Raw genomic sequence first — 24399 nt, forward strand, 5'->3', positions numbered from 1 at the left:
TGGAAAGCGGTGATCTGGCGCGGCAGGCATTTAGCCGTTCGCCATTTAGGGAACCTGGGATTTTACCATCCGGAGATGACCCGGACGGACAAGCAGTCTAGCCGCGCAGCGTCGGATAGCCGGTCAAGTGCAGCGTAAAGCCCGTGGCGTCGATGTCCAGCGCGGCCTGCGCGCCAATCGGCAGCGTCGCCTTGGTCGGGCAATGGCCGAACGGCAGGCCGGTGACGACCGGAATCGGCAGCCGCGCGGCCAGGTAATCGCACATGAGGCTGAAGTCGTAACCCGCGTCGTACGGCGTGGTGCGGTAGCCAGAAAAATCGCCGAGCATCAGTACTTGCTGGCGCTCCAGCACACCGGCCTGCTGCAGTTGCAGCAGCATGCGCTCAACCCGATACGGATGCTCGTTGATGTCTTCAACGAAGAGGATGCCGCCGTCGATCTTGGGCAGATATGGGGTACCAACCAGGCTGCACAGCATGGCCAGATTACCGCCCCACAGCGTGCCGGCAATGCGCCCTGGGCGAGCCGTGGTCTGCGGAACATCCACGCGCAACGCGTAGTTTGGGCTGCGCAGGATGCCCCAGAAATGCTCGACCATGTAGGCGTCCACCTCGGGCAGCGCGAAATCCGAGCACAGGTGCGGCCCGGCAAATGTCACGCCGCCCGTCGCGGCCAGATACCCCAACGAAAACGCCGTGAAATCACTATGGCCGACGATGATGGCATCGGTGGCCTGCGCACGCTGGTGGATGGCCGCAAAGTCGATGCGGTCCAGCAACCGCGTCAGCCCGTAACCGCCGCGGATAGCCATGGCGATTTCCTGACCGCCGCCAGTGCCGATCTGGTGCAGATCGGCCAGCCGCGCATCGTCGTCGCCGGCAAAGCGCTGATGTTGGCGCGCGAGGCATTCCGTATTCACCAGCTCGCAGCCCTGCGCCCGCAGCGCCGCAGCGCCGCGCTTTGCGAGCTCAGCATCGTTCGGGTACCCAGAGGGAGCGATCAGGCGGACGGTGGTCGGCATGCGGTCAGTTCAGGTCGGATCGGATTCGGTGGAAGCCAGCCGCGCAGCACGTTGGCTCGCACGACGCTCGGCAAAGAAGGCGCGCAGCATGTCGCCGCATTCCTGCGCGAGCACGCTGCCAGTGATGGCGGTCTGGTGGTTCAGGCGTGTCTCGGCAAACAGGTCGAGGATGCTGCCCGCAGCGCCGGTCTTGGGATCGGGCGCGCCATAGACGACGCGTGCCACACGGGCATGCAGCATGGCGCCAGCGCACATCACACACGGCTCCAGCGTCACGAAGACTTCGCAGTCGGGCAAGCGGTAGTTGCCAAGCTTTTCGGCAGCCTGGCGCAGGGCACGCATCTCGGCATGCGCAGATGGGTCGTGCGTGCCGATCGGCGCGTTGTAGCCGACGCCGACGATCTCGTTGCCGCGCACCACCACCGCGCCTACGGGCACTTCGCCCTGTCCCCACGCAAACTTGGCCTGCACCAGCGCCTGCTGCATCCAGTAGCCGTCACGCTCGTGGGCGGACATGTCGGCGGGCGGCGTGAGGACGTGGGGCGTGGTCATGCGTATCGCGGCGTATCGGGACAGTCCGATCAATCCTGCTCGTGCGGGCGCGCGAGCTTCACGTCGGCCCAGCAGTTGGGCGTTTCGTACAGCACCAGCTTGGACAGGCGCAGATGGTGCCCGAACGTATTGCGGAACACGGGTTCGAGAATGTCGAACGCGACTTGCGCGAGGTTCTCGACGGTCGGCACGTCGTTCAGCACAACGGTCTTGTGACCGCCTTCCATGTCGTTCAGGAATTCGACCAGCTTCGTGTCGCCGCGATAGACCAGGAACGCGTGGTCCCACAGGTCGACGAGGTGCTTGTTGGCAAGCTGCTTGACGTCGCCAAAGTCGAGGATCATGCCGTCGTCGGCGGCCTTGTCGTTGTGCAGGACTTCGCCGGTGAGCGTGAGTTCAAGCTGATAACGGTGGCCGTGCAGGTTGCGGCACTGGCCAGCGTGGCCGGGGATGCGATGGCCGGCATCAAACTCGAGCCGGCGCGTGATGGAAACGGTCTTGGTCATGGAGCGCAAAGGACTGGGCGGCAGCGAACGCCGCAAAACGGCTGGAACGACTGGGACAAAATGCTGCGGCCCGCCTTAGCGGATGCCCAGCATCTTATGGGTTTGCAGCGACAGGCGCCAGCGCGGGCGGCGCTGGCACAGCGCAACGGCTGCCACCGTATTCTGCCGCGCAAGCGGACCATCCATGGCTTGCAGGAAGAAATGCTGGAAATCCAGCCGTTCATATGCGTCCAGGTCTTGCCCGTCTTGCGGGATCACGACCTTCAACTCATCGCCACGTGTGACGACCAGCTCCGAGCCCATCTTCGGGCTCACGCACACCCAGTCGATGCCCTCGGGCACGGCGATGGTGCCGTTGGTCTCGATGGCGATTTCGAAGCCGCGTGCGTGCAGCGCGTCGATCAGAGGGGTGTCCAGTTGCAGCAGCGGCTCGCCACCGGTGCAGATGACGAGCGGCTTGCCGCCCGCGGCGTCGGCCGGCCATTCTGCAGCGACGGTATCGGCCAGGGCATCTGCGGTGGTGTATTTGCCGCCTTGCGTGCCATCCGTGCCAACAAAGTCGGTGTCACAGAACTGGCAGACGGCGGTGGCGCGATCGGCTTCGCGCCCGCTCCAGAGGTTGCAGCCGGCAAAGCGGCAGAAGACGGCTGCGCGGCCGGTGTTGGCACCCTCGCCTTGCAGCGTGTAGAAGATTTCCTTGACGGCGTAAGTCATGTCTGAACGGTGGCATTCACAGGAAGATGATGCAAAAGCACCCCATTTCCCGCGCAAACCGTACCAGTACCCACTAGTGAATAACTCGATATTGTTTCACAAATCGGGGTTATCCGCAGAAGGACGCCAGCGTCACAAACGAAAACGCACCCTCCGGTGTCAGCCACGCCGCAAAGACCAACGCCGCGCTGGTTGCCGCCAGCGCCCACGCCGCCCAACGTTTGAGTCGCCCGTTCATGCTGGTTGCACGACAGGCTTGCGCGCCAATTGACGGTCATCGATCGGCCAGTGCAGCAGCGCGGCCACTATGCCGAGTACCATCGCGCCAATCCAGATGGCGTCGTACGAGTGCAGGCGGTCGTACACCACGCCACCCAGCCACACCCCAAGAAACGCACCAACCTGGTGGCCCAGGAACACGAACCCAAACAGCGTGCCGATATAGCGCACCCCAAACACCTGCGACAGTAGCCCATTGGTGAGCGGCACCGTGCCCAGCCACAGCAACCCCATCACGATGGCAAACCCATACAACGTGACCGGCGACAGCGGCAGCAGAATGAACAACGCAATCGCCGCTGTGCGAATCAGGTACAGCAGCGACAGCAGATACTTGCGCCGGAACAGCCCGCCCAGCGCGCCGCAGTAGTAGGTGCCGACGATGTTGGCGGCCGCAATCAACGCCAGCGCAATCATGCCGTGCCGCGCCGTCAACCCCTTGTCGAGCAGGTATGCCGGCATGTGAGCCCCGATAAAGGCAAGCTGGAACCCGCACGTCAGAAAGCCGAGGTTCAACAGCCAGAAGCCCGGATGCGCAAAAGCCTCGCGGATGGCGGCTCCCATGCTCTGGTGCGCCTCCTGCGCCACGGCGGTGGCGGCCTTCTCACGCAGCGGCGCGGCCAGCGGCAGGAATACCGCCATCACCACGGCCATGACCACCAGCGCCGTCACCCAGCCGACGTTGCTCAGCAGCCCCTGCGCCGTCGGCACCATGATGAACTGGCCGACACCGCCCACCGCGCCCGCCACACCCAACGCCCAGCTACGCCGCTCAGGTGGCGTAAGCCGGCTGATCGCGCCGTACACCACGCCGAATGAGGTGCCGGAGAGCCCCATGCCGATCAACCCGCCCGCCGATAACGTAAAGCCCAGCGGCGTGCCCGCATGCGCCATCAGGACCAAACCCAGCGCATAGACGACGATACCCGCGACCACCACCTTGGCCGCCCCAAAGCGGTCCGCCAGCATGCCGGCAAACGGCTGCGCCGCGCCCCAGATCAGGTTTTGCAGTGCGATGGCCAGGCCGAAGGTCTCGCGCGTCCAGCCGTGGTCCATGGTAATGGGCACCAGGAACAGGCCCTGCACGTGACGGATGCCCAGCGCCAGGCCGATCACCGCCCCGCCGGCCAGTACCGGCAGCCAAGGCGATTGCGTCAACGATTTCGATGTCATGGGTGTGTTCTCCGTGGCGACTGACATTCCTATCCTGCAGGCTTGCGTTTGACTGGAATGTCGTCCGATGGCTTATTAAACTTCGCCACATTGGGGGTTCTCAATTGATCTTTGAGAACGCTTCACATGAGGAAAACGCATGTCGACACCGTTGGTTCGATTGGCCTCCCTGGACTTGCTGCGCGGCTTCGTGGCCGTGGGCCGGCGCATGAGCATCACGCTGGCCGCCGATGACCTGTGCCTGACCCAATCGGCCGTGAGCCGCCAAGTGTCGGTGCTGGAAGAAGCACTGGGCGTGAAGCTGCTAGTGCGCGGGCACCGCTCGATTGCCTTCACGCCCGAGGGCGAGCGCCTGTTCCGCAGCGCCGACAGCGCCGTGCAGCAGTTGCAGGACGCCATCGGCGCCATTCGCGTGGCAGCCGAGCGCCGGCCTGTCACGATCACCGCCAGCATCGGCGTGACGGGCCTGTGGCTACTGCCGCGCCTGGCGCGCTTCCAACAGCAGTACCCGGACATCGATGTGCGCGTGGCCACCAACAACCGCCTTGTCGACTTGAAGAACGAAGGCATCGAACTGGCCATCCGCTACTGCCCGCCGGGGGATGCGCCGCCCGGCGCAATCCGGCTGTTTGGGGAAACCGTGGTGCCGGTTGCCCATCCGTCGCTGGCGCTGCGTCCGCTCGATTCCGCCGACGCGCTGGCAGGCCAGACCCTGCTCGACTTTGACGACCGCGACCTGCGCCGCCCCTGGCTCCAATGGACCGACTGGCTGGCCGCCGCTGGCTGGAGCCACGCCAAACCGCGCACGGTGCTGCGTTTCAACCAGCACGACCAGATCATCCACGCGGCCGTGGCGGGCCAGGGCATTGCGCTTGGGCGACTGGAGTTGATCTCCCCTCTGCTGGCCGACGGCAGGCTGGTGCGCGTGCCAACCACGGCCCCTGGCGTGCACAACGCGCATGCGTACTGGCTGATCCAGTCCGAGCCCAACCCGCGCCGCGATGTGCGCGACGTGGCCGAATGGATTCGTGCTGAAGCCGCCGCCCAGGCCTCGCATGCGCCCAGCGCATCCGAACTTGCATGAAACACGTTTGAGCGCACGCAGCGCACCACGTGTAATGCAGCCAACGACACCCACGTTGGAGGCTGCATGGCCCCTCATACCCGACCACAAACGGTGGTCGGTGGCCTGAGTTACGTCAAACCCGGCACCGGCACCCCGATCAACTACATGTACCCACCGCCTGCCGGCGAGCCTTGGCAGACCTGCGAATACGAACTGCACGAGGTCAGCATCGCCGACATGCGTTCTGCCACGCCGGCCCTTGAGCGCGAAGGCTTCATCCTCGCCGAGGCTCCCACGCGCATGACGGACTTTGGCGATGAAGAGGCGATCCGCTCGATCTACTATGCAGAGGCCGCCGAACTCGCCACCGCCGCAACAGGTGCCCGCAGCGCACATGTATTCGATCACCTTGTGCGCAAGCGCGACCCGAGCCGCCCCACCCTGACCTTCGGGCGCGAAGGCGACGGCCCCCCCTTCTGCCGTCGGCCGCATCCACAACGACTACACCGAAGCCTCCGGCCGCCTGCGCCTGGGCCGCGTGCTGACCAATCCGGCACAGGCCGCCGCCGTTTGGCGCTATGGCATCGTCAACATCTGGCGCTCGATCCGTGGGCCGGTGCTCGATACGCCGCTAGCCCTGTGCGACGCGCGCAGCGTGAACGCTGCCGACCTCGTCGCCGCCGAAATCCGCTACCCCACGCGCACCGGCGAGCTGTACCTTGCCACCCACAACCCCCGCCACCGCTGGTGGTACGCCTCGGCGATCGATCGGCACGAGGCGCTGGTGTTCAAGCAGTACGACTCGCAGGCCAGCGGCGTGGCGCGCTTCACACCGCATGCCGCGTTTGCCCACCCTGCGGCGCCGGCCGGCACACCGCCGCGCGAGAGCATCGAAATCCGCTGCCTGGTGGTCTATGACTAAGCTCGCCCCGTACAACGCCACGTGGGAGGCCCTCTTCCCCACACCCACCGTCGAGTTCTGGTTCGACTTCGCCAGCAACTACAGCTACCTGAGCGTGATGCGTATTGAGGCGGCAGCCATACGCCAGGGCGTGCGCATCGTGTGGAAGCCGTTTCTGCTCGGGCCGATCTTCCAGTCGCTCGGTTGGAGCAACTCGCCGTTCATGCTGCAGAAAGCCAAGGGCGACTACATGTGGCACGACATCGCCCGGGAGTGCCACAAGATCGGCGTGCCCTGGGTGAGGCCCAGCACCTTCCCGCGTGCCTCCGTGCTGCCGCTGCGCGTGGCGCTGCTGGGCGCAGATCGGCCTTGGATCGGCGCGTTCTGCCAGCGCATCATGCTGCGCAACTTCGCCCAGGACCACGACATCCACACACCGGAAGCCGTGCGTGAAGAACTGACCGCACTCGGGCTTCCCGCCAGTGCGATCTTGGCCGAAGCGCTGTCCGACGCCAACAAGCTGAGCCTGCGCGAACAAACGCATGCGGCGCAGATTCGTGGCATCTTTGGCGCTCCCACGTTCTTTGTCGGTGACGCGATGTTCTGGGGCAATGACCGCCTGGATGACGCGCTCGCCTGTGCCTCAGCCTTGCAGTCCAACCCGTATCCACCTTACCCCGGATAGCCATGCCGACTCAGATCGAAAAAGCCCACGCCTTCCGCGCCCTGCACGAACGCAGCGGCACCTTCGTCATCCCCAACCCGTGGGACCCGGGCTCGGCCCGATTGCTGGCGGCGCTCGGCTTCGAGGCGCTGACCAGCACCAGCGCCGGCTTTGCCTTCTCGCGCGGGCGGCCCGACTACGGCGTTGGCCGCGACCTCATCCTCACGCACGTGGCCGATCTGGCTGCAGCCACTGACCTGCCGGTGGCCGCCGATCTGGAAAACGGCTTTGGCGATACCCCCGAGACCGTGGCCGAGAGCATCCGCCTGGCGGGTGCCACCGGCATCGTGGGCGGCTCAATTGAAGACGCCACAGGCCACGCCGATGCGCCCATCTATCCGCTGGAAGCCTCGGTCGAGCGCGTACGCGCCGCCGTGGAAGCCGCGCGCTCGCTGCCGTTTCCGTTCACGCTCACCGCGCGCGCAGAGAACCACCTGCACGGCCGTAACAACCTGGCCGACACCATCCGCCGCCTGCAGGCATTCCAGGACGCCGGCGCCGACGTGCTCTACGCCCCCGGCCTGAAAACGCGCGAAGAGATCGCCACCGTGCTGCGCGAAATCGACCGTCCGCTCAACGTGTTGATGGGGTTTGCGGATGGCAATCTGAGCGTAGCGGAGCTAACCGAACTGGGCGTCAAGCGCATCAGCGTGGGCGCTGCGCTGGCTCGTGCAGCGCAAGGGGCATTCCTCCGCGCGGCGGAAGAACTGCGAGCCACGGGTACCTTCGCCTTTGCGCGTGATGCCGCCAGCGGGGCCAGGCTCAACGGCCTCTTTGCGCCGTTTGTTTGAGCAATACAGCACACTGACCATCAGCCCTCGGCCAGCGCCCGCAATGTGTGCTCCTCGGTATTGGTATTGATCTGCACCCACAGCGGCAGGTGGTCTGAGAGCTGATACGTCATCGCCTGCTTGGTCAGGCGCGGGAACAGCGGGGTATGGTCGCCCTGGTAGAAATCGAGCACGCCGCCCGCATTGGTGAAGCTCTCGGGGTATTCCGGCATCTGCAGGATCTGGTCGTAGCGCTTGTTCTTCTCCAGGTTACTGCCAAAGGTGCTGCGCAGGAGCTTGTCCGGCACGCGCAGCCCGCGGGCAGTCAGCGCCTGGAACAGCGGGCTCTTTTCGCTGGGGACGTTGAAGTCGCCCATGACAATCAAGTCTTTGCCGTCGGCATCCTTCTCCTGTGCCTTGGCGTAGACCCAGTCGGCCAGCGCCTCGATTTCCGGCAGTCGATCCCGCTCGCTGTTGCCCCACCGAATGTGGGCAGAAATGCAGACGAAATCGAAGTTGCCGGAATGAAACGACACCATGTATGGCCGGCGCCACCACGAGATATCCGACAAGTACTCGATACCGCGTTTCGTGCGCGGCGGCTGCGCCTGTGCCGCCAGGCCGGTAAAGGCAACGGCGCGACGGTCATAGATGTAGGCGATGCGCTCGCGGTTGCCACCCGCATCCGTCATTGCATCGGAATAGACCGCGTGCCAATCAGGGCCGAGGATTTCGAGCACGCGGTTGAGGTCGCCCAGGTTGTCGCGCACCTCCTGCAGCCCAATCAGATCGAACTGCCGCAAGATCTCCGCGATGTAGTACAGCGCAGTCTTGGTGCGCGGTTTCCTGCCGAACTCGCGCACGTTCCAGGTGGCGATGTTGAGCGTCTCGTCCAGCTTGGAGGATGGAATCTTCGCTTGGGCAATACGAGCACGCAGCTCCAACAGGCCGCGCGCGATTTCAGTGGTGATGCCTTCGTAGTTCATGGGGGCTCCGGGCTTGGGAGCCTCTCACTGTAGTCATCCCCCCTGCCGCCGATTGCTACATCAGGTCACGCTCCGGTGCGCAGCAAACCAATCGACAAGGAAGTCCAGCATCGCCCGCAGCGCCGCCGGCATCTGCCTGCGCGAGCTGTATACGCCGTGGATGCCGAGCGCCAGCGGCACGTGTTCGGGCAGCAGGCGTACGAGCTGGCCACTGGCAATGAGCGGCGCTGCTGCAAACGCCGGCTGCAGTGCGACACCCGCCCCCTCCCGGGCTGCCGCCAGTAGCGCCATCGACTCATTCGCACTCAGGTTGCCGCTCACAGGCACATCGGATGACCTGCCCGTCTTCGCATCGGTGAACCTCCACAGGCTCTTGCCAAAGTACGAATACGTCAGGCAGTTGTGCACGGCCAGATCTTCAACCCGGCGTGGCACGCCATGCGCCGCCAGATACGCGGGCGCGGCCACTACCACCGATTCACACGTGCCCAGCGGCCGCGCGATGAGGTTCGGGTCAAGATCATTGGTGATGCGCACCGCCAGATCGATGCGTTCCTCCACAAGGTTGATGGTGCGGTTGTCGACGACGAGGTCGACGGCGGTCTGCGGATAACGCCGCAGGTAGGCCGTTACCGCCGCACTCAGCACCTCTTGCGCGAGCGATTGTGCGCACGCAACGCGCAGCAAACCACGCGGCGTGTCAGCTTCGGGGCCGTCCGCCGCAGCCATCTGTGCAGCGATCTCCAGTATCTGGCGGCAGCGCACGAGCGCGGCTTCGCCGGCAGGTGTCAGACCGATGCGGCGCGTAGTCCGATGCAGCAGGCGTGCACCGGACCACGCCTCCATCTCCGCCAGATAACGCGTCACCATGGCGCGCGACATATCGAGCCCATCTGCGGCGGCACTCAGGCTGCCACGCTCGACAATCGCGACGAACACCTCGGCGGCTCGAATTCGGTCCATATTTGATCGATTCGCGAAACAAATATGCGCATACTAGGTGGTTTTTCGGCCGAATCAAGCAACCTACAGTAGCGGTATTGCCATCACATCCGCCCAGGAGCCCCCCGATGACCTTGATCCGCCCCCTGCTTGCCGCCGGCCTCGTCAGCGCCGGCATCGTTGCCTATGCCGCCGCGCCGGCGCCGCTGCACCTGGAGGTCTACAACCCCGGTGACAAGGGTGTCTTCCCGGTGTCGTCGGAAATCATTACGGGGGCGCACGAGGCCATCTTGATCGACGCGCAGTTCCAACGCACCGACGCGCAAGCCCTGGTGCGAAAGATCCAGGCCAGCGGCAAGACGCTCACCACCGTGTACATCAGCCAGAGCGACCCGGATTACTACTTCGGCCTCGACGTCATCCGCGCGGCCTTCCCGAAGGCGAAGATCGTGGCCACACCGCAAACCGTGGCGGCCATCCAGGCATCGATGAATGGCAAGCTGGCCTACTGGGGTCCGCTCCTGAAAGACAACGCCCCCAAGGCGCTCGTGCTGCCCGAGGTGCTGCACGCCGACCACCTCACCCTGGAAGGCCGCGCCATCGAGATCAAGGGCCTGAACGGCCCGAACCCGGCGCGCACGTACCTGTGGATTCCGTCGCTCAAGACGGTGGCCGGTGGCGTGGTTGTCAACAGCGGCGACCATGTTTGGGTGGCCGACACGCAAACGCGCAAATCACGCCTGGGCTGGCTGCAGACCCTCGACAACATCACCGCGCTCAAGCCGACGACGGTGGTGCCAGGACACTTCACCGGACCCATGCCCACGGGGCTGGAAGCGGTACGCTTTACGGCAGACTACCTGAAGACCTTTGAAGCCGAAGCCGCCCGCGCCAACAACTCAGCCGAATTGATCAAGGCGATGAAAGCGGCCTACCCGTCCCTGCCTGGTGACGCATCGCTGGAGTTGAGCGCCAAGGTCATCAAGGGCGAAATGAAGTGGCCGCAGTAACCCAGGATTGCTTATGACGACGTTGCATTACATCTTCGACCCGCTGTGCGGCTGGTGCTACGGCGCCGCACCGTTGGTGGATGCCGCCCGCGCGGTGCCTGGTCTGACCGTCGCCTTTTATGGCGGCGGCATGCTGGCCGGCGCAAACCGGCGCATGGTCACGCCGCAATGGCGCGACTACGTCATGCCGCACGACCACCGCATCGCAGAGATGACCGGCCAGCCTTTCGGCAAACCGTACTTTGACGGCCTGCTGCGTGATACCAGCGCAGTGATGGATTCGGAGCCGCCCATCACCGCGGTGCTGGCGGCTGAAGCGCTTGGCGGGCACGGGTTGGACATGATCCACCGCGTCCAGCGCGCGCACTACGAAGAAGGCCGGCGGATTGCTGATCTGCCCGTGCTGCGTGAGCTGGCCGCAACGTTGGGCCTGTCGCCTGAGGCGTTCGATGCGGAATATACGCGGCAAGCCGGCGCACTCACGCAGCAGCACATTGCGGCAAGCCGGCAATGGCTGGATCGCGTGGGTGGACAGGGCTTTCCAACGTTTGCACTGGAAGATGCGGAGGGCCGCCTGGGCACGATCGACGTCGGCCCGTGGCTCGGTCGTCCGGAACAATGGGCACAGGCCCTGGCGCAGCACATCGGCGCCCCCGCCCCGGCAAGTGAGGCCGATGGCCCGGTCTGCGGACCGGATGGCTGCGCGTAACGGCGCGAAGCTCAGCCTTTGAGTGTCCAGCGGCCAAGCTCGTCATACCGCGTCTTGCCGAGCCAGCTATGGATGAGGACGAACTCGCGCACCGTCCAAGTCATGGGCTCGACCGGCTTGGGCGCAAAGCCGCCACGGTCGTACAGCAGCGTGATGTGCGGCTTGAAATGCCCAAGCGGCACGGGCAGGCCGGCATGCTGCAAGGCCTCGCCCAGTGCCAACTGAAACGCCATCAGTGCTGTCGTGCCATTGGCGCCACTCTCGCTTTCACCGCCCAGCAGCACGAATGGCCGATGGTCGCGTCGGCCATGAAAGCTCACCACCTGATCGAAGGTGACATCAAAGGCAGGCAAGGCAAGCCCTTCGGCAGCCAGGCGCGTGCGCGCAACCAGATCGTCCGGCGGCGCTTGAACGAAATCGCCAAGGTGATACAGCGTGATATGCAGGCGCTCCGGGCGTAGCGCCTTTCCCTTGAAGCCGACGGCTGGCCGCAGTTGCTCCACCACCCGCACAATGCGCTCTGCGGTACCGGCATCGGGCTTGATCGCCAGAAACAGGCGGTGTGCGGGCAACTGGGGCGTGGCTTCGAATCCGGGAAGGGTGAGTTGGGTCACAGCGCGGGTGTCAAGTGTGGAGCATCAAGGCCTCCATTATCGACAAGCGCATGACGTCTTGCGCATTGCTCCAAAAAACAACGCCCGGCAGGTTACCCCGCTGGGCGTTGTTTCATGTGACGCGGCAATCGATCAGATATCGAAGAACACCGTTTCCGCACCACCATCGGGCGTGTCCTGCAGGCGCACGTCAAAGGTGTAGACCACCTCACCATTGCGCTCGGTGCGCTGCGCAATCAACGTCTTGCGGCGCACTTCCCATTCAATGCCATTGAGTACCGGGTCGGCACCGTTGGCGGCGGCCTCATCACCAAAGTACACGCGCGTATGCAAGCCAAGGTTGATGCCGCGTGCAAACAGCACCATGCAGATATGCGGCGCCTGCACGGTATTGCCGCGCCCTGCCACGGCACCCGGCTTGATGGTGTCGAAGCGATAGACGCCGGTGTCGAAATCGGCACCCGCGCGGCCCCAGCCACGGAAAGCCGCATCGACTGGCTTGTCCTGGCGGTCAGCCGGGTGGGCGTACTTGCCATCGGCATTGGCCTGCCAGATCTCGATCAGCACATCGCGCACGAGCGAGCCGGAACCATCAAACACGCGGCCTTCCAGCGCGATGCGCTCGCCGCGCGTGGCCGGCGTGGTCAGCACGTTGCCGAATTCCTTCTCGTAGATGTCGAAGCCTGCCTGGCGCGGTGCGAGCCCGATATGCACGTAGGGGCCGCCCGTCTGCGAGGCCGTCTCATTGAAATGCGCGAAGGGCGGCGTGGTCGTCATGGTTGCGGCCTGGGCACGTTCGAGCGATGCATGAAGCGTGGTCGTGGTCATCACTTGGCTCCTTGCTGGGCGTTCTCGAAATGCGTGGCACGGCGGCCGCGCAACGTGATGTCAAAACGGTAGCTGCGCGCATCGAGCGGCACGTGGTTGGCCGTATCGAGCAACGCAATCAGACCGCGCACCTGCTCTTCACTGGGAATGGTCTTGATGATCGGGCACTGCGCAATCATCGGATCGCCCTCGAAGTACATCTGTGTGATCAGGCGCTGCGCCCAGCCATCGCCCGAGAGCGAGTAATGGATATGCGACGGGCGCCAGTCGTTGATGCGGTTGCGCCACGGATACGGCCCCGGCTTGATGGTGCGATAGGCGTAGTAGCCGTTGGCATCCGTCAGCATGCGGCCGCAGCCGCCGAAGTTCGGGTCGATCGGCGCGATGTATTGATCTTTCTTGTGACGATAGCGGCCACCGGCGTTGGCCTGCCAGACCTCCACCAGCGCATTCGGCACGGGGCGGCCAAATTCGTCGCGCACGTAGCCGTGGACGATGATGCGCTCGCCAATCGGCAAGCCCTCCTTGGCGTAGTTGAGGATGAGGTCGTTATCGAGCGCGCCGAGGTCGTCCGGGTGGAATACCGGCGCGGTCGTCTCCGACAGCGTATTGAGCGTGGAGATGAGCGCATTGCGCGGCGAGCGCAGCACGCTGGTCTTGTACACGGGGGTGAGCGCGGGCGGGTGCTGGGCGGTATCGCGCTGGGCGAACTCGCCGGTGCCGGAAAGCGGCAGGGTCATGGGGCGTCTCCGTTGGAATCTGTAGGAATGACTCGAGTTGGACTATATGGCCGCCAAAAAGTGAAGTAAATTGACTTATGATCGAAAAATCGATAACTAAAAGTTATGGATAGCACTGACCTCCCCTCGCGCATCCGCTTTCGCCATCTGAGTTGCTTTGTTGCCATTGCGCAGGAGCGCAACCTGCGGCGGGCGGCTGAGCGGCTTCACCTGAGCCAGCCGGCGGTGTCGAAAACACTGGGCGAACTGGAAGCGCTGGCCGGCGCCCAACTGGTTGAACGTGGCCGGCAAGGGGCGCGGCTCACCGCGGCCGGCGAGCAGTTCCTGCGGTATGCCGTAGGCGCGACACAGGCGCTGGAATCGGCCACCGCAGCGCTGATGGGTTCGGGCGAAGCCTCTGCACCTGTCGTGCACGTCGGCGCCCTGCCGACCGTGGCGAGCGGCCTGCTGCCGCAGGCGATTGCCGCGCTGCATGCGCAACGCCCGCATGCCGGCGTACGCCTGCGCACCGGCACCAATGCCGAACTGCTGACAGCGCTCAAGGCAGGCGAACTCGATTTCGTGGTCGGCCGCATGGCCGAGCCGGATGCCATGCAAGGGCTATCGTTCGAGTTGCTCTATGCCGAACCCCTTGCGCTGGTGGTGCGGCCCGGGCATCCGCTGCTCGCGCAGCCAGGCGCATCGGCGTCGTTGCAGGCGGTGCTGGATTATCCGATGGTGATTGCGACACCGGGCACCGTACCGCGTCATCACACTGAGGCGTTGCTCCAGACGCACGGCCTGCGCTTGCCGACGGGCGTAACAGAAACGCTATCCGTGTCGGTCGCGCGTTTGCTGGCATGCCGCTCCAATGCGGTGTGGATCACACCCGAGCGCGCCGCCCATGACGATCTTCAGCACGGTGGACTGGTCCGACTGGACATTGTCACATCCGCCACCAAAGAGCCCGTCGGCCTGCTACGCAGAAGTGCCAGCACACCCAGCGAACTCGCCAGCGCATTCATGGAGACGCTGACCGATCTGGCGCAGGTGCCCTGAAAAGCAACATGCCGACCACGAGGTCGGCATGTTCTCTTTTGGCGCAGCGGTCAGCGATCAGCGATGCATCAGTTCCGGCTCGTCACCGGCATCAAACACGCTTCGATCGGTTTGCCCCAGCAACTGGCTGGTGATCGTCCCGGCGGTCATCGAGCCGTTGACGTTGAGCGCGGTCCGCCCCATGTCGATCAGGGGCTCGATGGAGATCAGCAGCGCCACGAGCGTCACGGGCAGGCCCATGGCCGGCAGCACGATCAACGCGGCAAAGGTAGCGCCACCGCCAACGCCGGCAACGCCAACTGAACTGAGCGTGACGATCGCGACCAGCGTTGCAATCCACACCGGATCAAACGGGTTGATGCCGACCGTGGGCGCCACCATCACGGCCAGCATGGCGGGATACAAGCCCGCGCAGCCGTTCTGGCCAATGGTGGTCCCAAACGATGCCGCAAAGCTGGCGATCGACTCCGGCACGCCGATACGCCGTGTCTGTGCCTCGATGCTCAGCGGAATGGTGGCAGCGCTCGACCGGCTGGTGAACGCGAAAGATAGCGCCGGCCACACCTTGCGGAAGAATCGAATCGGATTGATGCCGTTGACCGTCAGCAGCACGGCATGCACACCGAACATGATCGCCAGGCCAAGATACGAGGCCACCACGAAGCCGCCGAGCTTGATGATGTCCTGCACGTTGGACACGGCCACCACGTTAGTCATCAGCGCGAGCACACCGTACGGGGTCAGGCGGATGACGAGTCGCACAAGCTTCATGACCCAGGCCTGCGCGGTATCGATGGCGGTCAGCACACGCTCGCCCTTCACCGCATCATCCTTGAGCAGATTCAGTGCAGCCACACCCAGGAATGCGGCAAAGATCACCACGCCGATGATCGATGTCGGCTTGGCACCGGTCAGTTCTGCAAACGGGTTCTTCGGCAGGAAGGACTGCAGCAGTTGCGGAACCGAGAGGTCAGCCACCTTGCCGACGTAGTTGTCCTGGATCGCGCTCAGGCGGGCAGTTTCCTGCGCGCCTTGCACCAGCCCTTGTGCGGTCAGGCCAAACAGGTTCGTGACAAACACGCCGACCAGTGCGGAAATCAGCGTCGTCAGTAGCAGCGTGCCGATTGTCAGCACGCTGATCTTGCCCAGCGACGCCGTGTTGTTGAGCTTGGCCACCGAATTGAGAACGGAGACCAGCACCAGGGGCATGACGATCATCTGCAGCAACTGAATGTAGCCGCCGCCGACGACGCTGAACCACGCAATCGATTGCTTGAGCGTTGCGCTTTCGTCGCCGTAGATCAGGTGCAGCACCAGACCGAACACGATACCCAACACCATGCCCAGTAGCACGCGCTTTGCCAGGCTCCAGTTCGATTTCACGCAAGCGCCAAGGCCAATCAGGATGGCTGCGAAGGCGGCGATATTCAGTATGAGCGGAACGTTCATTGTTCTATTGAGTTGCTATGTGTGATCGAAAGTGACGACTTCGGCATCACCATCGTCAATTGCCCCGGCATCTTACGACAGATGCGCAAATGGCGTCGTAGCAAGGAATCGCCCAATCTCACACGAACATCCTGGCGCTGCCCTAGCTGGCCAACCCCTTCGGCTCGGTGCGCAACGCCGAAAACCGCCAGTGCGTCACCGCGCGCAGCAACCACTCCACCGGACCATAGGCAAAACGCCCCAACCACCAGCGGCTTACGACCGTCTGCACCGCAAAGATTGCAAACGCGATCAGCAGCGTGTCCAGTGGGCTGACCCGGCCCATCATGCGGAATCCATACGCTAGAAAGATCACCGAACACACCAGCGACTGCATCAGGTAGTTCGACAGCGCCATCCGCCCGGCAGGTGCCAGCACGCCCAGCCACCATCGGCCCCAACGGGTGCGGAACAGCAACTGCATCCCGCCGATATATGCAGCGGTCAGCAATGGTGCCGTCAGCAGGGTTAGCGACAGGCCCAGCAGATCCCACGGCGTGCCGGCCAGCTTTGTCGTGCCGTAGGCATACGCCACCGCAGCCGGCAGGCCCACACACGCGCCGGCAATCAGGCATTGCGTGTACAGCTTGCCGGTGCCGGCGGTTGGCGACGATGCCGAGAACAGCCCGCGCCGCCCTGCAATGCACCCCATCAGAAACATCGCCAGCGCGGTCGGCGCCTGCATCAGGGCCGTCACCACCCACACACCTTTGAGTTCTTCCACATGCTGGGCGATGACGCCCGCGGGTGTGCTGCGGAACGCCGTCAGCGCCGAGGTGATCTCCGCCAACGCCTTCGAATCGCGCGTCGCATCGACATCCAGCACGGAGAGCACGCCGATGATCGCCCACACCGCGGCCGTACCCACAATCAGGCCCACGGCCAGCTTGGCCAGCGGCTTGTCTGCCCGGCTGCGCAACGTCAGCAGCACAGCGCCCATCAACGCATAGGTGGTGAGGATGTCACCGTGGAACAACAGCACACCATGCAGCAGCCCGAGCACCCAGAGCCCAGCAAGCCGTCGCAGCATGCGAGGCACAAACGCCTTGCCGTCGCGCTCGGCAGACTGCATCTGCAGCGTGAAGCTGTAGCCGAACAGGAACGAGAACAGCAGATAGAACTTCCACTCGAACAGCAAGGCGATGCCAACCATGACCGCGTGGCTGACACGGCTCTGGGCCAACGGATCAGGCACGCCCGTGCCGTAGTACGGCGTAGCAAACGCAATGATGTTGACAACCAGGATGCCAAGCAGGGCAAAACCGCGCAGCGCGTCAAGGCTCGATTGACGCTCGATTGGAGATAGGGCCATGACGGATTCCGACAAGACAGCTTGAACGAAAGGCAGGATATTCCGCATGCCAACGCGCCGCCTTGTGGCCCACTGACGGCGCACACGACACGCTCAGCCAGCTGCAAGCGTCTTTCGCACAAACGAAAAAAACCCGCACACATGCGCGCGATAAACCGCGTATTACGCGAGCACAATAGCGCGCGCAATCAGGCACAAGCCAACACTGGTGGCAATCACGCCAACGGCACGTGCAACTTGCACGCCAGAAGACGCAAAACGCTCAAGGGTGATGGCGATGGTAACCACCACCATCGCGCACAGGTCCATGACCCCCACCACGAACAGAATCGTCGTCAACCCTGCGCACGAGCCACAGCAATGCAGGCCGAGGCGCATACCCTGTCGCCAGGCTGTGCGAGCGTTTGCTGGTAACACGCAACTCGCCCCTGCCTCGCGGCAACGGGCAAGCAGATGCGCTTTCCATACGGAGAACTGGAGCACACCCGCGCCCAGCACTGCGATACCCGCCGCCACCGGAACCGCGCGCGCCAGCATCGGCCACCGCATCTGCAACGTCACAAGCACAGTCCCTAGCGCAAAGGCCAGCAGACCAAACACCGCCCACACCGCGAAGTAGCTCAGCGCAACCAGTGCGGTCAGCGCCTCCAGATGCGTCCCTCCCGCCGTGCGCACGCTGTGCCGATACCCCCACAGCATCGGCACCAGAGAGGGCAACATCATCGCCACCATCATCACGATCCACATACCGAGAAACGAGGCGGCGGTGCCTAGCCATGTCTGCCCGCACATCGGCATCCACGCCATCGCCAGTGTCCAGCCGCCGGGCATCGGCATCTCGCCCATGCCTGACATCGATGTGCACCACGCGACTGTCGCCGCCGTGCTGGCCACGAAAAGCAGTGCCGAGACGCCAAGGAAACCGCGCTCGGACACTGCATGCGTGCGTGATGGTTCAACGCTGCGCGTACTCATCATGGCGGCGCCACCAGACACCGGTTTCATTGCGACCAAGCGGCGCACGGTCGAGCCATTGGTAGGCCCCCCACAGGCCATCCAGTCCGCGCGCGTAGGTGGAGTACGTGTGATACACGACGCCATCTTCCAGCACGAATGCGCTCATACCCGGCCGGTCGCGCACGTAGGTGGGGGCATCGGTGCCGCACATGGCCGCAAACTGCTGCACGGGTGCGGGCAGGTCTGATGCATCCATCACGTGGCTGCCGCGCACGTAGTTGTAGTCGGACGTGCCGGCGCGCTGCTGCTCTTCGGAAATCGAGACGTTGAAGTCGTAGTTGAAATCACTGCCGACCGACGACGCCCACGGGAACGTCCAGCCCATGCGCTGTTTATAGGCCTGCAGCTTCTCCAGCGGGGCGCGCGATACCGCCAGCAGCAGTACGTCGTGATTCGCCAGATGCGTCGCAAAGCCATTGAACCCATCCGCAATCATCGAGCACGACGGGCAGCCGGCCTTGTAATCAGGCCCGAACATGAAGTGATAGACGAGCAGTTGCGAACGCCCGCGAAACAGGTCCGCCAGCGACGCACTCCCCTCATCGGTTTCAAAGCGGTAGGTCTTGTCGACGCGGACCCACGGCAGCGCCTGACGTTGGCGTGCGAGTTCATCGCTGCGGCGTGTCAGTTCCTTCTCCGCTGCCAGCAGCTCAAGACGTGCCTTTAGCCACGCTTGCCGCGTCGCGGTGGCATGTTGGGTGATGTGTGTTGCAGTCATGCTTACCTCCATGTGGATGGAAATTCGGGTGGAAACGCGTGTGCTAGATTAGGCGCCGACACCAACCGGAGGGAGTGACAAGTGTGGCGGGATTCAGATGGACTCGCTGATCACGGCAGCCGCACGCGCGCTCGCGGCGGGTGACCCGTTCGGGGCGCTGAACCGCGTCGCCTTGCGCGACGACCCGCCGGCACTCGCGCTGCGCGGTATCGCCATGGCCCAGCTTGGCGACCTCACACGCGCACGGACACTGCTGCGCAATGCAGCACGCGCCTTCGGATCAAGAGAGGCGCTGGCCCGCGCGCGCTGCATCGTTGCAGAAGCCGAAATTGCGCTCGCCTCCCGTGACCTTGGCTGGCCCGAGAAGACACTCGATGCAGCACGTGTCACGCTGGAAGCGCACGGCGATCATGTCAACGCCGCACATGCGCGGTATCTCGACATCCGACGTTTTCTCCTCATTGGCCGATTGGACGACGCCGAACGCATGCTGGCGGTGCAGAACCCGGCCACCCTGCCGCCTGTCCTACGGGCGGCGCATGAGCTGGTCATCGCGGGCATCGCACTGCGCCGGCTGCAAACACAGCCTGCGCGTACAGCACTTGCGCATGCTGAACGCGCTGCGCGCCAAGCAGGCATCGCCGCACTAACGGCGGAAGTTGAAAACGCAGCCCTTGCCTTGCATGCACCTGCCGCGCGCCTGATCGTGCGCGGCGAGGCACGCCTCCTCCGGCTTGAGGACGTGGAAGCGCTGTTCGCTTCGACAACGCTCGTCGTAGACGCCTGCCGCCTTGCCGTGCGCGAGACCGACACCGTCGTCTCACTCGCCACACGCCCGGTGCTGTTCACCCTCGTTCGCACTCTGGCCGAAGCCTGGCCGGCAGACGTGCCAAGAGACAGGCTCATCGCCCAGGCATTCCGCACCAAGTACGCCGATGAATCGCATCGCGTGCGCCTGCGTGTCGAGATCGGGCGGCTGCGCGCAGCACTCGGCGATCTGGCAACGGTGAGCGCAACCAAACACGGGTTCGCACTGCAGCCGCGGCGCGCGCGCGAAATTGTCGTGCTGGCACAACCCGTTGAGGAGCCGCACGCTGCCGTGCTCGCCTGCCTGGCAGATGGGGAGTCGTGGTCCAGCTCGGCATTGGCGCTCGCGCTCGGCAGCAGCCAACGCACCGTGCAGCGCGCGCTCGACACGCTGGCGACAGCGGGCAAGGTGCAGTGTTTCGGCCATGGCCGGGCCCGCCGCTGGATGACGCCCCCCGTGCCCGGATTCGCGACCACCTTGTTACTCCCGGCGCCGCTGCCGAGTGACTAGGATGAAGGCTCCGCAACCCAATCCACAGGACACGAACATGAAACGATCCGCCGCCGAAATCGTGCGCGAATATGGCCCGTTCCCAGGCGCCAACAACGTAGGCGGTGTAACGTACGACGGTCAGCACGTCTGGTTTGCGGCTGGGGACCATGTGCAGGAAGTCGACCCCGCCAGCGGTCATGCTCTGCGCACGATTGACGTACCCGCCCATGCCGGCACGGCCTTCGACGGGCGGCACCTGTTCCAGATCGCAGAAGACCGCATCCACAAGATCGACCCACAAACCGGGAACGTACTCGCGACCATTCCCGCGCCGGGCGCCGGTGGCGATTCCGGGCTCGCGTGGGCGGAAGGCACACTCTGGGTCGGCCACTATCGGGACAGGAAAATCCGCCAGATCGACCCCGAAACTGGCGCCGTGCTGCGCGTCATCGAATCCAACCGCTTTGTGACGGGCGTCACCTGGGTCGACGGCGAACTCTGGCATGCCACCTGGGAAGGCGACGACAGCGATATCCGGCATATCGATCCACGCACGGGCGAGGTACTGGAGCAGATCGACATGCCAACAGGTGTGAGCGTGTCAGGGCTAGAATCTGACGGCGCCGACCAGTTCTTCTGCGGCGGCGGAACCAGCGGGAAGATTCGGGCGGTACGGCGGCCTCCAAAAAGCGCAAAAGCAACGGCAAGCTAGCCAGCCACATCCCAACCCAACCGAGCGAAGCCCGTGGCGATGCGGGCTTTCTCGCCTTCGGCTCAACATTACAGTCAAACTGCACAGTTAAACTGTATTTATGCTACGCTTGGCGGATGGTCAAGCAACCCTCCCCAACCGAAACCTCACCGTCGGCCACGCTGGCGGGTGATCTGCGCATTGCTCTAGGCAAACTGTCTCGGCGGCTGCGTGAACAAGTGCACCCGAACGACCTCACCCACGCGCAGAAGTCCGTTCTGCTGCGCCTGGATCGTGACGGTCCCACCACGGTCTCCGCACTTGCCCGTGCGGAGAGTGTGAAGCCGCAGTCCATGCGCGTGACTGTCGCAGGGCTGGAAGCCATGGGGGCAGTTGTCGGCAAGCCCGACCCGACTGACGGTCGGCAAACGCTCATCGACCTGACGCCCGGCTTCCGCAAGGTGCTCAAGGAGAGCCGCGCCGCCAAGGATGATTGGCTCTTTCGCGCACTGCAGGCCCAACTGTCCCCCCAGGAACAAGCCGAACTGACGAGCGCAGTGAAGCTGCTGCAACGGCTTGCCGAATTCTGAACACGGAGCCCCAGACATGACAGCACTGCATTTCGTATCGTGGTTCTTCGGCGGCGCCTTTCTCGCCAACGCCGTGCCGCATTTCGTCTTCGGCATCGCGGGCTGGCCGTTTCAAAGTCCATTCGCCAAACCGCGTGGCGAAGGGCTCTCGTCCTCGACAGTGAACGTGCTCTGGAGCCTGTTCAACCTGGTCGTCGGTTACATCCTCGTCTTGCATGTGGGTGACTTCAACTTGCGTGACACAGGGGATGCCGCAGTGCTGGGGCTCGGCATCCTCGCGCTCAGCGTCCCGCTGGCACGACGCTTTGGCCGCTTCAATGGGGGCAATCTTGCTGGCAAGGTGCAGGAACCCAGATGAGCACATCGACAAGTGCGCCAGCAACGGGCGTCTTCCGCTCGCTGCGCATTTACAACTACCGCCTCTGGGCAGCGGGCTCACTGGTCTCCAACGTGGGGACGTGGATGCAGCGTACCGCCCAGGACTGGCTGGTCCTGACGCAACTCACCAACCACAACGCTTCTGCGGTGGGCGTGGTGATGGCCTTGCAGTTCGGCCCACAGCTCCTGCTGCTGCCGTGGACGGGCGTTGCCGCAGACCGCTATAACCAGCGCAAGCTGCTAATGGCAACACAGGCAACGTCGGGCGTGCTGGCGTTGATTCTCGGGCTGCTGACCGTGACCGGTGTAGTTCAGCTCTGGCATGTTTATCTGCTGGCATTCCTGTCGGGCTGCGCGTCGGCGTTCGATGCGCCGGTTCGCCAGACCTTCGTGGCGGAACTGGTCGGAGACGGTGAATTGTCCAACGCCGTTGCACTTAACTCAACATCGTTCAATGCCGGGCGCATGATCGGGCCAGCAGCTGCTGGCATTGCCATTGCCTCCCTTGGTACCGGCTGGGCGTTCCTGGCCAATGGCCTCTCGTTCATCGCGGTGCTGGTTTCGCTTTGCTTTCTGCGCAAGTCCGAGCTGCACCCGAATGCGCGGGCACGGCGTTCGGCAGGCGGTTTCGCCAAGGCCATCCGCTATGTGCGGGCTCGGCCCGACCTCAAGGCCATGCTCGTCATGCTGTTCCTGATCGGCACGTTCGGGCTGAACTTCCCGATCTTCATCTCGACGATGGCCGCAAGCGTCTTTCATTCCGACGCGCGCGGCTATGGCGTGCTGTCGTCGATGATGGCTATTGGCACGATGTCTGGCGCGTTGTTCGCCGCCGGTCGTGAGCGGCCTGAGTTCAAATCGCTGCTGATCGGTGCAGCAATGTTTGGCCTGGGGTGCACGTTGGCCGCCATCGCACCGAGCTATTGGCTGTTTGCAGCAGCACTGGTCATCACCGGCATTGCCGCGCTCACATTCACCAACACCAGCAACAGCCTGATGCAATTGTCGACCGAGCCTGCCATGCGGGGCCGCGTCATGGCGCTCCGGGTAGCGATCGCGCTGGGCGGCACGCCCATCGGCGCGCCGATTGTGGGTTGGGTGGCAGACCATCTCGGGCCCCGGTGGTCACTCGGGGTCGGTGCACTTTCCGGGTTGCTTTCGGCCGCGGTTGCCATTTATGTGATGCGCCAGCAGATTCATCTGCCCCGTCAGGCGCAGGCAACGCTGGAACCAGGCACACGCTGAAATCCGCCCCACCACTACGGAAATTGCGTTGGTGCGCTCGCCCACCCCGCTGCTGTCTTTTCTTTGCTGCGTACGGGCTTGTTTGAAAGCCCCATAACATTCCGCCGAGGCAGTCCTTGTACGATGGCCGCGTCCGCAATCGTATTTCAGGAGAGACACGATGCCCTACGATGGAAACCGCGCGGCCAACTACGCCGACAGCCACGTGCAACCGAATAGCACAGGAAACTGCGCCAAATACGTCCGCAAGGCCCTCGAATGGGGCGGCGCGACGCTGGGCCGCGCGCACTTCGCGAAGGACTACGGCCCCGTCCTCGAAGAAGGTGGCTTTCACACCGTGCAAACCACCCCGCGCAAGGGTGACGTGATCGTCATTCAGCCGGCACCGGGTCATCCGTCCGGGCACATGGCCATCTACAACGGCACGGTATGGGTATCTGATTTCACACAGAACGCCGGGCCACAGGGCTTCTACCCGGGTGAGGCCTATCGCACCGCGCAGCCGGCCTACAAGATCTATCGCCACGACGACTGAGGCCCGCCATGAAGACGCGATTCTCCAGACTGCTGGCGTGGCTGGTCCTCGCGGCCAGCCTGTTTGGCATGCAGGCCGTCATGGCACAAGGCAAAGCCGCCTCGCCTGAAGCCGACACAAAGGCGTTCTACGCCTGGTACATCAAGCTGCAGGCCAAGTCGGTCTACCCACTGACCGACAGCGGCATCTACACCTATGTATCCAAAGACACCGTGGACCGCCTGCGCGAGGCCTACCGCCGCAATGAAATGCCGGGGGATGCTGACTACTTCACCAAGGTCCAGGACTACGACGAGAAGGACTGGGCCGAGCACACCGTCGCCCGCGCCCCGATCCTGCTTGAGGACGTTGCCGTCGTACCAGTCACATTCGGTTCGAAAGACAAGGTGAGCGTGCTCGTCTTCCTGCGCAAACTGGCAGATGGTTGGAAGATCACCAAGGTTGAGGATACGCAGGACTTTCAGTGATCCTGGCGTGCCGCCACGCATGAAAAAAAAGCCCGCAGTGTTGCGGGCTTTTTTGTATGGATAGATGAAGCGCATTTCCGTCGAT

General features: G+C 63.9%; 28 protein-coding genes and 1 pseudogene. 14 read left to right on the forward strand and 15 right to left on the reverse strand.

The features are described 5' to 3' along the window. Window positions 1-97 precede the first annotated feature (97 nt). The 6 genes from ldcA to JHD73_RS00655 all read right to left on the reverse strand — a co-directional run bounded on the left by ldcA (window position 98) and on the right by JHD73_RS00655 (window position 4245). The gene (gene ldcA / locus JHD73_RS00635) at window positions 98-1021 is read right to left on the reverse strand and encodes a muramoyltetrapeptide carboxypeptidase (RefSeq protein ID WP_199026676.1); all 924 of its coding nucleotides are present in this window, start codon (window positions 1019-1021) and stop codon (window positions 98-100) included. 9 nt (window positions 1022-1030) lie between these two features. After that, on the reverse strand, window positions 1031-1573 hold the full coding sequence (gene tadA / locus JHD73_RS00640) for a tRNA adenosine(34) deaminase TadA (protein ID WP_199026677.1): 543 nt from the start codon (window positions 1571-1573) through the stop codon (window positions 1031-1033). Between the two features lie 29 nt (window positions 1574-1602). Next, window positions 1603-2079 carry a 6-carboxytetrahydropterin synthase QueD gene (gene queD / locus JHD73_RS00645; RefSeq protein WP_009238193.1) on the reverse strand — a complete coding sequence of 159 codons (477 nt, stop codon included), beginning with the start codon at window positions 2077-2079 and terminating at the stop codon, window positions 1603-1605. A gap of 75 nt (window positions 2080-2154) precedes the next feature. Further along, window positions 2155-2793, reverse strand: coding sequence for a 7-carboxy-7-deazaguanine synthase (gene queE / locus JHD73_RS00650; protein ID WP_199026678.1), 639 nt, complete (start codon window positions 2791-2793; stop codon window positions 2155-2157). A 109-nt stretch (window positions 2794-2902) separates the two neighbouring features. Next, the gene (locus JHD73_RS29475; protein WP_269848259.1) at window positions 2903-3031 is read right to left on the reverse strand and encodes a hypothetical protein; all 129 of its coding nucleotides are present in this window, start codon (window positions 3029-3031) and stop codon (window positions 2903-2905) included. Then, window positions 3028-4245 carry an MFS transporter gene (locus JHD73_RS00655; protein ID WP_199026679.1) on the reverse strand — a complete coding sequence of 406 codons (1218 nt, stop codon included), beginning with the start codon at window positions 4243-4245 and terminating at the stop codon, window positions 3028-3030. The genes JHD73_RS29475 and JHD73_RS00655 overlap by 4 nt, the downstream gene beginning before the upstream one ends. Before the next feature lie 139 nt (window positions 4246-4384). On the opposite strand from JHD73_RS00655, the gene JHD73_RS00660 reads away from it, so the two are divergent. The 4 genes and pseudogenes from JHD73_RS00660 (at window position 4385) to JHD73_RS00675 (ending at window position 7727) form a co-directional block, all read left to right on the forward strand. Next, window positions 4385-5329 (forward strand): LysR substrate-binding domain-containing protein, encoded by a 945-nt coding sequence (locus tag JHD73_RS00660; RefSeq protein ID WP_199026680.1) that lies wholly within the window; start codon window positions 4385-4387, stop codon window positions 5327-5329. 147 nt (window positions 5330-5476) lie between these two features. Continuing rightward, a pseudogene (locus JHD73_RS29480) lies at window positions 5477-6233 on the forward strand (CmcJ/NvfI family oxidoreductase). Next, window positions 6226-6897 (forward strand): 2-hydroxychromene-2-carboxylate isomerase, encoded by a 672-nt coding sequence (locus tag JHD73_RS00670; protein ID WP_199026681.1) that lies wholly within the window; start codon window positions 6226-6228, stop codon window positions 6895-6897. Before JHD73_RS29480 ends, JHD73_RS00670 begins: the two are co-directional and overlap by 8 nt. A 2-nt stretch (window positions 6898-6899) precedes the next feature. Then, window positions 6900-7727 (forward strand): oxaloacetate decarboxylase, encoded by an 828-nt coding sequence (locus tag JHD73_RS00675; RefSeq protein ID WP_199026682.1) that lies wholly within the window; start codon window positions 6900-6902, stop codon window positions 7725-7727. A gap of 20 nt (window positions 7728-7747) precedes the next feature. Here the strand turns inward: JHD73_RS00675 and JHD73_RS00680 are convergent, their stop codons facing one another. Continuing rightward, complete coding sequence (locus tag JHD73_RS00680) at window positions 7748-8692, reverse strand: endonuclease/exonuclease/phosphatase family protein (RefSeq protein WP_199026683.1); 945 nt, start codon at window positions 8690-8692, stop codon at window positions 7748-7750. A 60-nt stretch (window positions 8693-8752) separates the two neighbouring features. After that, entirely contained in the window at window positions 8753-9655 is a 903-nt protein-coding gene (locus JHD73_RS00685) for a LysR family transcriptional regulator (protein WP_199026684.1), read from the reverse strand. A gap of 107 nt (window positions 9656-9762) precedes the next feature. Between JHD73_RS00685 and JHD73_RS00690 the strand changes: the two genes are divergently transcribed. After that, the gene (locus JHD73_RS00690; RefSeq protein WP_199026685.1) at window positions 9763-10644 is read left to right on the forward strand and encodes an MBL fold metallo-hydrolase; all 882 of its coding nucleotides are present in this window, start codon (window positions 9763-9765) and stop codon (window positions 10642-10644) included. Between the two features lie 13 nt (window positions 10645-10657). Then, complete coding sequence (locus tag JHD73_RS00695; RefSeq protein WP_199026686.1) at window positions 10658-11353, forward strand: DsbA family protein; 696 nt, start codon at window positions 10658-10660, stop codon at window positions 11351-11353. An 11-nt stretch (window positions 11354-11364) separates the two neighbouring features. On the opposite strand, the gene thpR is transcribed toward JHD73_RS00695, so the two are convergent. From thpR to pcaH, 3 genes are all read right to left on the reverse strand, one after another. Then, on the reverse strand, window positions 11365-11967 hold the full coding sequence (gene thpR, locus JHD73_RS00700; protein ID WP_199026687.1) for an RNA 2',3'-cyclic phosphodiesterase: 603 nt from the start codon (window positions 11965-11967) through the stop codon (window positions 11365-11367). Window positions 11968-12099: 132 nt separating this feature from the next. Then, the gene (pcaG, locus tag JHD73_RS00705) at window positions 12100-12795 is read right to left on the reverse strand and encodes a protocatechuate 3,4-dioxygenase subunit alpha (protein ID WP_199026688.1); all 696 of its coding nucleotides are present in this window, start codon (window positions 12793-12795) and stop codon (window positions 12100-12102) included. After that, a complete protein-coding gene (gene pcaH, locus JHD73_RS00710; protein WP_199026689.1) occupies window positions 12795-13535 on the reverse strand; it encodes a protocatechuate 3,4-dioxygenase subunit beta in 741 nt (246 codons plus the stop codon). The genes pcaG and pcaH overlap by 1 nt, the downstream gene beginning before the upstream one ends. A gap of 105 nt (window positions 13536-13640) precedes the next feature. Here pcaH and pcaQ point away from each other — a divergent pair, with 105 nt between their 5' ends. Continuing rightward, window positions 13641-14573, forward strand: a complete 933-nt coding sequence (gene pcaQ, locus JHD73_RS00715) for a pca operon transcription factor PcaQ (protein WP_199026690.1) — start codon at window positions 13641-13643, stop codon at window positions 14571-14573. 57 nt (window positions 14574-14630) lie between these two features. Here the strand turns inward: pcaQ and JHD73_RS00720 are convergent, their stop codons facing one another. The 4 genes from JHD73_RS00720 to JHD73_RS00735 all read right to left on the reverse strand — a co-directional run bounded on the left by JHD73_RS00720 (window position 14631) and on the right by JHD73_RS00735 (window position 19108). Then, window positions 14631-16022 (reverse strand): L-cystine transporter, encoded by a 1392-nt coding sequence (locus JHD73_RS00720; RefSeq protein WP_199026691.1) that lies wholly within the window; start codon window positions 16020-16022, stop codon window positions 14631-14633. Window positions 16023-16164: 142 nt separating this feature from the next. Beyond that, window positions 16165-17373, reverse strand: a complete 1209-nt coding sequence (locus tag JHD73_RS00725) for a DUF418 domain-containing protein (RefSeq protein WP_199026692.1) — start codon at window positions 17371-17373, stop codon at window positions 16165-16167. 162 nt (window positions 17374-17535) lie between these two features. Further along, window positions 17536-18351, reverse strand: coding sequence for a DUF2182 domain-containing protein (locus tag JHD73_RS00730; RefSeq protein WP_199026693.1), 816 nt, complete (start codon window positions 18349-18351; stop codon window positions 17536-17538). Then, on the reverse strand, window positions 18329-19108 hold the full coding sequence (locus JHD73_RS00735) for a DUF899 domain-containing protein (RefSeq protein WP_199026694.1): 780 nt from the start codon (window positions 19106-19108) through the stop codon (window positions 18329-18331). Before JHD73_RS00735 ends, JHD73_RS00730 begins: the two co-directional genes overlap by 23 nt. Window positions 19109-19205: 97 nt before the next feature. Here JHD73_RS00735 and JHD73_RS00740 point away from each other — a divergent pair, with 97 nt between their 5' ends. From JHD73_RS00740 to JHD73_RS00770, 7 genes are all read left to right on the forward strand, one after another. Continuing rightward, window positions 19206-20426, forward strand: coding sequence for a helix-turn-helix domain-containing protein (locus JHD73_RS00740; protein WP_199026695.1), 1221 nt, complete (start codon window positions 19206-19208; stop codon window positions 20424-20426). A gap of 37 nt (window positions 20427-20463) precedes the next feature. Further along, window positions 20464-21120 carry a PQQ-binding-like beta-propeller repeat protein gene (locus JHD73_RS00745; protein WP_199026696.1) on the forward strand — a complete coding sequence of 219 codons (657 nt, stop codon included), beginning with the start codon at window positions 20464-20466 and terminating at the stop codon, window positions 21118-21120. A 116-nt stretch (window positions 21121-21236) separates the two neighbouring features. Further along, window positions 21237-21689, forward strand: coding sequence for a MarR family winged helix-turn-helix transcriptional regulator (locus JHD73_RS00750; RefSeq protein WP_199026697.1), 453 nt, complete (start codon window positions 21237-21239; stop codon window positions 21687-21689). Between the two features lie 16 nt (window positions 21690-21705). After that, on the forward strand, window positions 21706-22047 hold the full coding sequence (locus tag JHD73_RS00755; RefSeq protein ID WP_199026698.1) for a hypothetical protein: 342 nt from the start codon (window positions 21706-21708) through the stop codon (window positions 22045-22047). Further along, window positions 22044-23312 (forward strand): MFS transporter, encoded by a 1269-nt coding sequence (locus JHD73_RS00760; RefSeq protein ID WP_199026699.1) that lies wholly within the window; start codon window positions 22044-22046, stop codon window positions 23310-23312. Before JHD73_RS00755 ends, JHD73_RS00760 begins: the two co-directional genes overlap by 4 nt. A gap of 160 nt (window positions 23313-23472) precedes the next feature. Beyond that, window positions 23473-23847: a CHAP domain-containing protein gene (locus JHD73_RS00765; protein ID WP_199026700.1), complete on the forward strand. Its 375-nt coding sequence runs from the start codon at window positions 23473-23475 to the stop codon at window positions 23845-23847. An 8-nt stretch (window positions 23848-23855) separates the two neighbouring features. Then, complete coding sequence (locus JHD73_RS00770; RefSeq protein ID WP_199026701.1) at window positions 23856-24314, forward strand: DUF3828 domain-containing protein; 459 nt, start codon at window positions 23856-23858, stop codon at window positions 24312-24314. The last annotated feature ends 85 nt before the right edge of the window (window positions 24315-24399 follow it).

The sequence above is a fragment of the Ralstonia sp. ASV6 genome (genome assembly GCF_016429285.1).
GTDB classification, from domain to species: Bacteria; Pseudomonadota; Gammaproteobacteria; order Burkholderiales; family Burkholderiaceae; genus Ralstonia; species Ralstonia flaminis.

What these genes read in the sequence shown, in the direction of transcription:
- JHD73_RS29475 (WP_269848259.1), bottom strand. Translation starts at nt 3,031, where the DNA reads ATGAACGGGCGACTCAAACGTTGGGCGGCGTGGGCGCTGGCGGCAACC.
- ldcA (WP_199026676.1), bottom strand. Translation starts at nt 1,021, where the DNA reads ATGCCGACCACCGTCCGCCTGATCGCTCCCTCTGGGTACCCGAACGAT.
- tadA (WP_199026677.1), bottom strand. Translation starts at nt 1,573, where the DNA reads ATGACCACGCCCCACGTCCTCACGCCGCCCGCCGACATGTCCGCCCAC.
- pcaH (WP_199026689.1), bottom strand. Translation starts at nt 13,535, where the DNA reads ATGACCCTGCCGCTTTCCGGCACCGGCGAGTTCGCCCAGCGCGATACC.
- JHD73_RS00670 (WP_199026681.1), top strand. Translation starts at nt 6,226, where the DNA reads ATGACTAAGCTCGCCCCGTACAACGCCACGTGGGAGGCCCTCTTCCCC.
- JHD73_RS00750 (WP_199026697.1), top strand. Translation starts at nt 21,237, where the DNA reads ATGGTCAAGCAACCCTCCCCAACCGAAACCTCACCGTCGGCCACGCTG.
- queD (WP_009238193.1), bottom strand. Translation starts at nt 2,079, where the DNA reads ATGACCAAGACCGTTTCCATCACGCGCCGGCTCGAGTTTGATGCCGGC.
- queE (WP_199026678.1), bottom strand. Translation starts at nt 2,793, where the DNA reads ATGACTTACGCCGTCAAGGAAATCTTCTACACGCTGCAAGGCGAGGGT.
- JHD73_RS00745 (WP_199026696.1), top strand. Translation starts at nt 20,464, where the DNA reads ATGAAACGATCCGCCGCCGAAATCGTGCGCGAATATGGCCCGTTCCCA.
- JHD73_RS00755 (WP_199026698.1), top strand. Translation starts at nt 21,706, where the DNA reads ATGACAGCACTGCATTTCGTATCGTGGTTCTTCGGCGGCGCCTTTCTC.
- JHD73_RS00695 (WP_199026686.1), top strand. Translation starts at nt 10,658, where the DNA reads ATGACGACGTTGCATTACATCTTCGACCCGCTGTGCGGCTGGTGCTAC.
- JHD73_RS00730 (WP_199026693.1), bottom strand. Translation starts at nt 18,351, where the DNA reads ATGATGAGTACGCGCAGCGTTGAACCATCACGCACGCATGCAGTGTCC.
- JHD73_RS00660 (WP_199026680.1), top strand. Translation starts at nt 4,385, where the DNA reads ATGTCGACACCGTTGGTTCGATTGGCCTCCCTGGACTTGCTGCGCGGC.
- JHD73_RS00655 (WP_199026679.1), bottom strand. Translation starts at nt 4,245, where the DNA reads ATGACATCGAAATCGTTGACGCAATCGCCTTGGCTGCCGGTACTGGCC.
- JHD73_RS00685 (WP_199026684.1), bottom strand. Translation starts at nt 9,655, where the DNA reads ATGGACCGAATTCGAGCCGCCGAGGTGTTCGTCGCGATTGTCGAGCGT.
- JHD73_RS00725 (WP_199026692.1), bottom strand. Translation starts at nt 17,373, where the DNA reads ATGGCCCTATCTCCAATCGAGCGTCAATCGAGCCTTGACGCGCTGCGC.
- JHD73_RS00740 (WP_199026695.1), top strand. Translation starts at nt 19,206, where the DNA reads ATGGACTCGCTGATCACGGCAGCCGCACGCGCGCTCGCGGCGGGTGAC.
- JHD73_RS00735 (WP_199026694.1), bottom strand. Translation starts at nt 19,108, where the DNA reads ATGACTGCAACACACATCACCCAACATGCCACCGCGACGCGGCAAGCG.
- JHD73_RS00765 (WP_199026700.1), top strand. Translation starts at nt 23,473, where the DNA reads ATGCCCTACGATGGAAACCGCGCGGCCAACTACGCCGACAGCCACGTG.
- pcaQ (WP_199026690.1), top strand. Translation starts at nt 13,641, where the DNA reads ATGGATAGCACTGACCTCCCCTCGCGCATCCGCTTTCGCCATCTGAGT.
- JHD73_RS00720 (WP_199026691.1), bottom strand. Translation starts at nt 16,022, where the DNA reads ATGAACGTTCCGCTCATACTGAATATCGCCGCCTTCGCAGCCATCCTG.
- pcaG (WP_199026688.1), bottom strand. Translation starts at nt 12,795, where the DNA reads ATGACCACGACCACGCTTCATGCATCGCTCGAACGTGCCCAGGCCGCA.
- JHD73_RS00770 (WP_199026701.1), top strand. Translation starts at nt 23,856, where the DNA reads ATGAAGACGCGATTCTCCAGACTGCTGGCGTGGCTGGTCCTCGCGGCC.
- JHD73_RS00760 (WP_199026699.1), top strand. Translation starts at nt 22,044, where the DNA reads ATGAGCACATCGACAAGTGCGCCAGCAACGGGCGTCTTCCGCTCGCTG.
- JHD73_RS00675 (WP_199026682.1), top strand. Translation starts at nt 6,900, where the DNA reads ATGCCGACTCAGATCGAAAAAGCCCACGCCTTCCGCGCCCTGCACGAA.
- JHD73_RS00680 (WP_199026683.1), bottom strand. Translation starts at nt 8,692, where the DNA reads ATGAACTACGAAGGCATCACCACTGAAATCGCGCGCGGCCTGTTGGAG.
- JHD73_RS00690 (WP_199026685.1), top strand. Translation starts at nt 9,763, where the DNA reads ATGACCTTGATCCGCCCCCTGCTTGCCGCCGGCCTCGTCAGCGCCGGC.